General features: G+C 31.8%; 7 protein-coding genes and 1 other RNA gene. 3 read left to right on the top strand and 5 right to left on the bottom strand.

Going from position 1 to position 9,181, the window contains the following annotated elements; translation table 11 throughout:
- From ACK5ON_RS06400 to ACK5ON_RS06390, 3 genes are all read right to left on the bottom strand, one after another.
- Window positions 1-1,522: TonB-dependent receptor plug domain-containing protein (locus ACK5ON_RS06400; protein ID WP_409820930.1), on the bottom strand; the 1,522-nt coding region annotated here is incomplete at its 3' end.
- Between the two features lie 250 nt (window positions 1,523-1,772).
- A complete protein-coding gene (locus ACK5ON_RS06395) occupies window positions 1,773-4,517 on the bottom strand; it encodes a histidine kinase (protein ID WP_409820927.1) in 2,745 nt (914 codons plus the stop codon).
- An 89-nt stretch (window positions 4,518-4,606) separates the two neighbouring features.
- Window positions 4,607-5,809 carry an NAD(P)-dependent oxidoreductase gene (locus tag ACK5ON_RS06390; RefSeq protein WP_396174159.1) on the bottom strand — a complete coding sequence of 401 codons (1,203 nt, stop codon included), beginning with the start codon at window positions 5,807-5,809 and terminating at the stop codon, window positions 4,607-4,609.
- A 156-nt stretch (window positions 5,810-5,965) separates the two neighbouring features.
- Here ACK5ON_RS06390 and ACK5ON_RS06385 point away from each other — a divergent pair, with 156 nt between their 5' ends.
- Both ACK5ON_RS06385 and ssrA read left to right on the top strand, forming a co-directional pair.
- Window positions 5,966-7,168 (top strand): serine hydrolase domain-containing protein, encoded by a 1,203-nt coding sequence (locus ACK5ON_RS06385; RefSeq protein ID WP_409820924.1) that lies wholly within the window; start codon window positions 5,966-5,968, stop codon window positions 7,166-7,168.
- Between the two features lie 125 nt (window positions 7,169-7,293).
- Window positions 7,294-7,692, top strand: a transfer-messenger RNA (tmRNA) gene (gene ssrA / locus ACK5ON_RS06380).
- 154 nt (window positions 7,693-7,846) lie between these two features.
- Here ssrA and ACK5ON_RS06375 read toward each other — a convergent pair.
- Window positions 7,847-8,404, bottom strand: coding sequence for a hypothetical protein (locus ACK5ON_RS06375; protein WP_396174154.1), 558 nt, complete (start codon window positions 8,402-8,404; stop codon window positions 7,847-7,849).
- A gap of 110 nt (window positions 8,405-8,514) precedes the next feature.
- Between ACK5ON_RS06375 and ACK5ON_RS06370 the strand changes: the two genes are divergently transcribed.
- Window positions 8,515-8,655 (top strand): hypothetical protein, encoded by a 141-nt coding sequence (locus ACK5ON_RS06370; protein WP_396174153.1) that lies wholly within the window; start codon window positions 8,515-8,517, stop codon window positions 8,653-8,655.
- A gap of 35 nt (window positions 8,656-8,690) precedes the next feature.
- Here the strand turns inward: ACK5ON_RS06370 and ACK5ON_RS06365 are convergent.
- The coding region (locus tag ACK5ON_RS06365; RefSeq protein ID WP_409820920.1) for a T9SS type A sorting domain-containing protein at window positions 8,691-9,181 on the bottom strand (491 nt) is incomplete at its 5' end.

Below are 9,181 nucleotides of genomic sequence, written 5' to 3'. Positions count from 1 at the left end.
CTTTTATGTCATGCTGACCAAATCCTATATTATATGTGAAAAAATTATCCCAATTCCATCGGTAACTATCACCTCGTCGTTTTTCTAATATGTTAATTGGGTTTGCTGCCGGATAATCAGCTATATCTTCTGTTGGATTTTGAGACAGCCAAATATCCCTGCTAGGCGTAAAAGTATATCCTTTTGAAGTATCATAAGTTCCGCCGAAATTAGAGTTGAATTTAAGCTCTTTCAAAAGTTGCAACTCAGCGCCAATATTCCCAAATAAAACAACATTCTTGTTTTTTTCATTGGTAAAATACAATTGAGCCGCTGGATTTCCAACATTATTAAATCTATCACTTCCATTTATATCCACTTGTCCAGTTTCTGAATTTCGTAGCGGTACACCCCAACGTCCATTATCAAATTTTACAGGAACTATAGGTGCTTGTTTATAAGCATTGGTAAAAGCACTTAAAGGTTTGGGTCTATTATTAACAATTGACAAATTGAAGGATTGGGATATTTTTAATCGTTTTTCAAGAAAGGTAAATTCATTACGAGAATTTACATTAGTTCTTTCAAATTGTGTTCCATTTAAAATTCCTTTATCTTTCAAATTAGTAACACCAAAATAAAAATTAATGTTTTCTGAACCACCAGACATGGAGATATAATTACTATAAACTTCTCCTTTATCAGTAATTTCGTCCAACCAATTAGTATCATAAGGTTGAGTGAAGTTAAAATATGATGATGAACCTAAAGCAGAATTATTATAATACACATACCGATAAGCTTCAGACATTTTTATTTCTCTTTGAATTGATCTTCTACCTATATAGGTATCATAATTTATTCTGAGTTTTCCTAGTTTACCCTTTTTAGTAGAAACTACAACTACACCATTAGAACCTTTCTGCCCATATATAGCAAGTGAAGATGCGTCTTTCAAGATATCAATAGTTTCAATTTCATTCGGGCTCAAACCATTCAAACTAGAAGCTTCCAATCCATCAATAATATAAAGTGGATCTCTACCACCTAATACGGTTCCCAAACCTCTAATTCTAATAGAAGGATTGGCACCTGGTTCATCATTGGTTACAATATTAACACCAGCGGCTTTACCTTGTATGGCTTGAATAGCCGATTGCGAGGGAGTTTTCATAATATCATTAGCTTTCACTTGAGCTACAGAACCTGTAATTGAACCAGCTTTTTTTGTTCCATAACCTATTACTACTAACTCTTTCAACAAAAAATTACTTTCATTCAAAACAACAACCATATTGGGCTTCGCTTTTAAAGTAACTTTATCAAAACCAATCATAGAAAACTCTATCATATCGCCTTCAACTGCTTTTAAAGTAAAATTACCATCAAAGTCAGTTTTAGCACTGATAGCTTTATTCTTGACTATAATATTTGTTTCAGGAATTGGCAAACCGTTAACATCTACTACTTTTCCTTTAATTTCTTGAGCATGGGAAAAACAAAATGTAGTGATAAATAATAAGCTAGCAAAAATGAATTTCATCAAAATGATTATGATAATGTTTCAGCTAATATAATAAACTAAATCGTTATAGTGGCAATAGCCATTTCACTACAAAACTACATCTTTTTATTTTAACACATACATAAAATACTAATTGTCAATATTTTAAAAAGATAATAGCACAATAAAAACTCATCGACACATATCATATATGATGTAGTATTGATGAGTTAATAATTATTAAAAACTTAGGGGTAAAATTATTATATAGTCAAAAAAAGTTGTAAAATTATGTATTAATCATAAACTTTGACAAACTATCAACTGATGATAATCCAATTTTTTTGCGCAATCGATACCTATGAAGCTCTACACCTCGATAAGAAATATTCATCAAGGGAGCAATTTCTTTAGAAGAAAGGTTCATTTTTAAATAAATACATAGCTTTATATCTTTAGAAGTTAAAACTGGATACTTTTTTGACAATCGTTGAACAAATTCTTCATTACTTTGAAGTAAGTTCTTTTCAAAACTTGCCCATTCATTTTTATTAATGGCATTTGTTTTTACTGCTTTTTTAATACTACTTTTAAGTTTACTAATATCGTTTTCACCCTCCAAAACATTTAAAATATTTTCTATCATTTCTGACTGTTTGGCAATAGACAACGATTTACCAGCAACCTCTGATGCCTTAGCTTGTATTTGAACTTCTAGGATGTGCTTTTCAAATTCTTGCAGTTTTAATTTATTCTTTGCATCCATTTCCAGTTGAATAATCTCTTTTTGGTGCTTCAGTTCTTCTTCTTTTAATTTTAACTTCTCTAGATACCTGATTTTATTCCATTTATAATACAAATAGAAAATTCCCGAAATCAAAACAATGTATAATAACACCATCAAAGTTGAAAAGTACCAAGGTTTATTGACCTTAAATTGATAGTTAGTAAGCAATATATAGCGCTCACCATTATTAAAATATACCTTTAATTCCTGCAAACCACTTGAAAGATTGTTCAAAATAATATTTTCTCTTTTAACGGGCACGAGATTTTTAGAATCGTTCAATGTATAAAACAACCCCATGCGATTATAACCATAAAATTCAGAGATTATATCCAGAATTACTGATTGATTATAATCTACATAAGTATCATCGTCAATGATTTTGCCTTGGTAATAACCCTCAATAGTTATTTTTTGTGGTTTTACTTCTTTATTGTTCAAATAAAATGAAAAGAACCCATCGTCAAGGTTCATTAACAACTGATTGCCATTGGTAAAAACTTTAGTATCTTGATTGATTATTTTACCTTCATAATATTTTTCAGGAAGTAGTTCCCAACTGAATTTATTATCTACATGATGAATAATATAGAGTAGTTTGTCTTTCAGTACAATAAAATTGGAGCTATTAACGGGTATAATTTCAGAGATATTCGCAAAGTTGGTATTAAATATGGCATTGCGTTCAAGTTTATTTGATATACTGTTAAAGTTATACCAAATACCATTAATAAAAAACAAAATTTCGTTCTTAAAATCAAAAATCTTTACACCATAGTCATTCAGGATTTTGTTTTTCTGTGTAATATTTTCAACGTTTTCCAGTTCATACGCACTATTGAACGTAATGCGGTATAAACTTTTGTAATTGTCAACTGCCCAAAGTTCTCTTGGTTTATTTTGAGCAATATTTTTTATAGGTTTAGTCAAATTACCTATGATTTTATACTTCGTTAAATCAATAGGTGAATCATATACAATAATCCCTGAATAATTGGCTTGTAAATAGTTGTTATCAAAATCACTTTTCAAAAACTTCCAACCACCACTAATCGAATTTACCTTTTCCAATACACCATTTTCATAGATAAAAGTACCGTCGTTGTGACCAATGATATACTTAGCCCCAATTTTATGAATATCCCAAACCTGTCCTTGCGAATTAGGAAGCAACTGTAACTGTTTGTATTGGTATTTAAATATGCCGTGATTAGAACCTAGTAAATATCCGTTTTCCAAGGAAGCCATAGTATAAACCGAACCCAATACACCAGAGTTGTCTGAAAAAATACCAAAAGGCGAATTGATTTCTATGTGCGAAATTCCATTGTCTAAGCCCAACCATAAATCATTCTCTTTGTCAAAACCAATAAACAAAACCGAGTTATTCTTCAACGAATTATTTCGGTTGATGTTTTTATAACTATTTGTCTTTAAATCAATAACATACAATCCTTTGAAAGCAGTACCTATTGCCAATCGGTTAGAGTCAATAAACTTGGCAGTAATTATAATTTCTTTTTTTAACGCTTCATTTAAGGCATTATTCCAAGGGACTAACCTATTATTCTCTTCTACAAAAACGCCATTCTTTTGGGTAAAAATATACGCTTGACCTTTGTTTTTAGCAATAGCATGTACAATATTATTTTCTAGTCCTTGCCATTGATGCACTTTGGTAAAAGTCTTATTATTGTATCGATATACCCCATTTTTAACAGAAGCTGCATAAATTGTATTATCAACTACAAAGCAATAGGAAATTTGAAACGGAATTCTAACCTTCTGTATAGTATCATTCGCAAAAACAAAAAGTTCGTTGAAGGATTGAAAATAAATGACACCATGATGCTTAAATATTTTCCAAATCTCTTCATTAATTGAAACTCCAGTAAAGAGATTTTTGTTTTTAGTCAAAGAGGTGTAAATCATAATGCCATCTACCCTTTTCCAATAACCAAATTCATTATACGAACCACAATAAACCTTGTCTCCATCTACAAATACAGAGCGCAATATGGTTTTGTTAGGCAATTCATATTTTTCCCATCTAACACCGTTATAACGCAAAAAATAATGATTGTTGGCAAAATATAACGCATTGTCATTGCCTTGTGCAACACTCCACACCTGATTATCTCCAGAATAATTAGACTTGGTAAAATTCTCAACAAAAGGAAGTAGTTCTTGAGATTGAACCGCAACTGTTGAAACCAATAATTGTAAATAAAAAAATACCTTCTTCACCAATTCAAAATTAATATTTCAAATGTAAAAAAGATATTGAACAAATGCTGCTTTTTGTTAAAAACAAAAAAAACAACTAGTAAAAACGGCTATTCTCCATCTACATAGTCCTGCAAATAAGCAAATCTTGGTGTTAATTTTCCGTTTTCAGTCATCTTGGCTCTAGCTAGAATTCCGTCTTTATCATTATTGAAAAAAGCTGGAATTACGTGTTCCATAAACATTTCGCCAAAACCTTCGCTGGAGTCTTTGGGTAATTCACAAGGCAAATTGTCTACAGCCATGACCATTATAGAACCCGGATGTGTATAGGGAACTTCTTTGTTTTCGCTTGGCAAAAACCCATAAAATGGCTCAGCTATGGTTGAAGCTCTCAAAGTAGAAGCAATTGGACCTTCAACATCACAAGAGATATCGGCTACCACTTTAATTTTGAAATCGGATTTTTTAAGCATTTCTAGAGTTAATATAGCGGGAGAGCCATTGGCGTGAAAATGTCCTGCCATGAAAATATCTGCCACTTTGGTAAACCGTTCAAAATTTGAGGTATATTCTTGTGGGTTTCTATAAAAGTCTGTTTTGTCTAAAACTTGCCCGTCCAATCGTTTGTTATAATCCAAAACATCAATTTGAGTATACACAGCTTGAGAATATATTTTAGTCAAAAAATCATTTGTAGAAACTTGTTTTATTTTCATCCCATCCAAAATCTCCTTTGCACCCATTCCCACTTTTCCGTGACCTGTTAAAACAATCTTGATGTTGGGCAAGGTTTGTCTTTTCAATCGAGCAACTAAATCTTCTTTGCTTTTAAGTGTTTCCGCTTTGGGTATATTGAATAAATCATATTTAATCCCAAAAGCTCTAAAACCATTATAAGCACCCACAATGCCAGCATAACGACCAAAACCTATCAATCGTTTATTATTGGCATCCACTATCGTTTCATGGTCATAAAGTTCGATGTTTTTATCTAAAATTGCTCGCAACAATTTTTGATTGTGAGATTGTTTTTTAATGGTATGCGAAAAGAAGAAATATTTTTTATTGGGAAGTAAAGCATCAACTGGAATTTCTTTTACCCCAAAAAAAACATCACAATCCGAAATATCATTCGCTACTGCTATTCCCAGAGATTCATAATCGGCATCACTAAAAACTCTAATATCCGAACTTTCCACTTGTACAGTTACCTCAGGATGTTGTTGTTGCAATCGCACCAACTCTTCGGGAGTGAAAACTACTCTTCTGTCTGGCGGATTTTTTCTTTCTTTTACTATTCCAAATTTCATTATACCATTTTTTATCGCACCAAAAGTAGCAGTAACGAAATCGATTTCAAAGTTTTTATCAAAAATAAAATTGTGAAAAACCTGTTGATAGCTTTATGTAAATGTTGCTTTACCTTATACATGGATATTTATATTTGTAATTCAACTATTTTAAAAATGATATTAAAAATTTCCCAACATAAAATCCTCGTTTTATTAGTACTAATTATAACTGTATCGTGTTCAAAACAAGAAAAAAATGAAGAAGGAATTGTTAAGATTAATAAAAATGGTATTCCTGTTATGCAACCCTTGCAAGAACCCTTGCCATTGCTTTCTACCGCTTTTATAAATGACAAAAAATATAGTATTTCAAAATATTTTGAAAAAACATGGTCCGAAAAAAACGATAATGTTAGTTTTCTAGTTGCCAAAAATGGTCAGATAATTTATGAAAACTACATGGGATTTGCCAACAAAAGTACTGAGGAGAAAATCACCAAAGACACACCACTTCATATAGCATCAGTTAGTAAAGTGCTTACAGCAACTGCCATTTTGATGTTAATTGATGCAAAAAAAATACAGCTAAATCAAAAAGTAACTACCCTAATCAATACTTTTCCCTATCCTGATGTAACCATTCAAACATTATTAAACCATAGAAGCGGTATGAGAAACTATGCCTATTTCACCTATGAGAACAATAATTGGGATAAGAAAAAACTACTTACCAATGAAGACATTATAAAAATAATGGTAGAAAAAGGAATATCACTAGAAACAAAAACAGATACCCATTTTAGTTATTGCAATACAAACTATGCGGTTCTAGCACTAATTATCGAAAAAAGTACAGGATTAAAATATCCAAAAGCGATGAAAGAAATGATTTTTGATCCCTTGGGCATGACAAATACCTTTGTGTGTGATTTTGAAAAAGACAGCCATAACATTGTTCCATCCTATAAAGGAAATAATGTTGAAATAGCAACTGATTATTTGGACGGAATCTATGGCGACAAAAATATTTACTCCACTCCCAGAGATATTTTAAAATTCGACACAGCACGTTATGCGCCCTTTTTTCTCAATCCTGAATTACTCAAAAAGGTCTATCAAGGATACAGCTATGAAAGCAAAGGAATAAAAAACTATGGGTTAGGAATTCGAATGATTGAGTTTGAAAAAGGCGAACCTTTTTATTTTCACAACGGTTGGTGGCATGGAAATACTTCTACATTAATCACTCTAAGAAAAGAAAAAGTAACCATGGTGGTCTTATCCAATAAATTTACCAAAAAAACATACCAAACCAAGAAACTCTCGAGTCTATTTGGTGATTATCCATTCAAATTGAATGATGGAACTGACGAATAAAACTCCTGCTATGACTTGCATTCGCATTTAAAATAGAGTACCTTTGTACACTTTTTTAAGTAGAACATTATTTTGGAATTCGGGGCTGAAAACTGGTCACTGAAAACTGAAAACTAAAAAAACATGGGGTCGACTGGTTTTGACAGCAAGTCGAATTGAACAGTAAGCACGTCGAGCATTGTACTTTTTTGCTCGTAAATCCAAAGGTACAAAAACACAAACGGCGAAGGAAACTACGCTCTTGCTGCTTAATCTGAATTAAAGTAAGATTGGCCTCGTCCTACAAGGTAGGAAAGCAGGATTTACCTCGAAAGCTTTGGTTTGTGGCGGTCGGCATAGGTAAATCGTAAATACGAACCTAAGAACAGTAAAGCTTCGAAGCTGTTACGAAAATTTAAGAAGCTAAGCATTTTGTGGCTGTTTCTGGCCTAGCAAAATGACGAAAACCCAATCAGGAAATAAACGTGTAGAAAGCTCTTTAGTTGCTTGTTTGGACCCGAGTTCGATTCTCGGCGACTCCACCAAAGTGGACAACTCGATTTTTTTCGATAATTGTCCACTTTTTTCTTGAAATTCCAAATATAAATAATACTATTCCATATTTTTTTTAATTAATACTAAAATAAAAAGCAGACTTCCGTCTGCTTTTTAAATACTTTAATTGTACTGAAACTAATTCTAATTCAATATTTTAACCTTACTATCATCAATATTGTAAGCATTTATTACTGCATTATAATCATTATAGTCTAATGAACTGTTTTTGCCAAAGAATCCTGGAATAATAACAATTCTGAACGTTTGATTGGTAATAAAACTTGGAGTTAATCCCAAATTATAAGTTCCACCCGCGTAGATAGTAAAATCAACACTACTAAAATCAAAGTCATAATCTAATTCGCCTTGAGGCAAAAACAATGTTCTAGGAATTGATTGCCATATTGGCGTATTTGAATTAATTAAACCCGAGAGTCTATAAATCAAAACGACATCTGATGGAAAAATTTGTGGATTAAAAGTCTGGTAAATAGTGTAACCGTCGTTAGGATTAAAACTAAAGTTGACATTTCTTAATTCAAAAACTTCACTAATCGTATCGTTGTCAATTGTGTCGGTGTTCTCGTTTACGGTACATCCTTGTAGCATTATCATCCCGATAAATGCTAAAACTAAAGTAATTTTTTTACTCATGGCATAAAAAATGTTTTTTTGGTATTCGTGAATCTTTGATTTCATGATTTTTATAATTTAATGACCTGTCAGCCGACAGGCAGGTTGATATAATTTATTACTATTCAATTGTTGTGCCAAAGATTGTTATTCTTAAAAATTTGTACTTTTGAACCATGGGACGAAATAACGAAAAAAATATCAAAGCACATAATGATAAACTTCAAAAAGCAAAAGATAAAGCAAAAGCAAAAAAAATAGCTCGCGAAGAATTGCGCAAAGCTATTTTGAAAAAGTTTAATGAAACTAAAGAATAATTTTTGATTAGCGTATAGTATTCTCTTTTTTTTAATTATTCTTTACTAATTTTTCGGATTATACTACCCCTATCCGTAGTGATTTTTACAATATAAAGACCTTTGGCTTGACCTGTTAAATCCAATGTTCTAGAAACTAGGTCACCCAAAACATTGTAAACACTTATTTCATTGATGACCAATTCATCATTGGAAATAAAAATCTTGCCTTTTGTTGGATTAGGAAACAAATGAACTCTTGTATTTTCATCTAATGTTACGGTTCCTAAAGAGGTTAGCGAATAACAACTCGAAACACTTACACAGCCATTGGTAGTGAGTTGCACTGCATAATTTCCGTTTACCAACGGTGGTGTGAATATTTGACTCGTAGCATTGGGAATGAGTTGATTGTTATTATCACAATCCAACCATTGATAGGTTGTTCCCGTCAAAGTTCTGTCAGCAAATAAAGAAGCATTGCCAACGGTAACAGTTGTAGTAAAAGCATTTTGTGTATCGGTAATCGTAACAGGAATTGTGATGG

The organism is Flavobacterium sp., assembly GCF_046317795.1.
Lineage (GTDB): Bacteria > Bacteroidota > Bacteroidia > Flavobacteriales > Flavobacteriaceae > Flavobacterium.
This window is presented reverse-complemented; position numbering and strand designations above follow the sequence as displayed.

What these genes read in the sequence shown, in the direction of transcription:
- ACK5ON_RS06390 (WP_396174159.1), bottom strand. Translation starts at nt 5,809, where the DNA reads ATGAAATTTGGAATAGTAAAAGAAAGAAAAAATCCGCCAGACAGAAGA.
- ACK5ON_RS06385 (WP_409820924.1), top strand. Translation starts at nt 5,966, where the DNA reads ATGATATTAAAAATTTCCCAACATAAAATCCTCGTTTTATTAGTACTA.
- ACK5ON_RS06375 (WP_396174154.1), bottom strand. Translation starts at nt 8,404, where the DNA reads ATGAAATCAAAGATTCACGAATACCAAAAAAACATTTTTTATGCCATG.
- ACK5ON_RS06370 (WP_396174153.1), top strand. Translation starts at nt 8,515, where the DNA reads ATGGGACGAAATAACGAAAAAAATATCAAAGCACATAATGATAAACTT.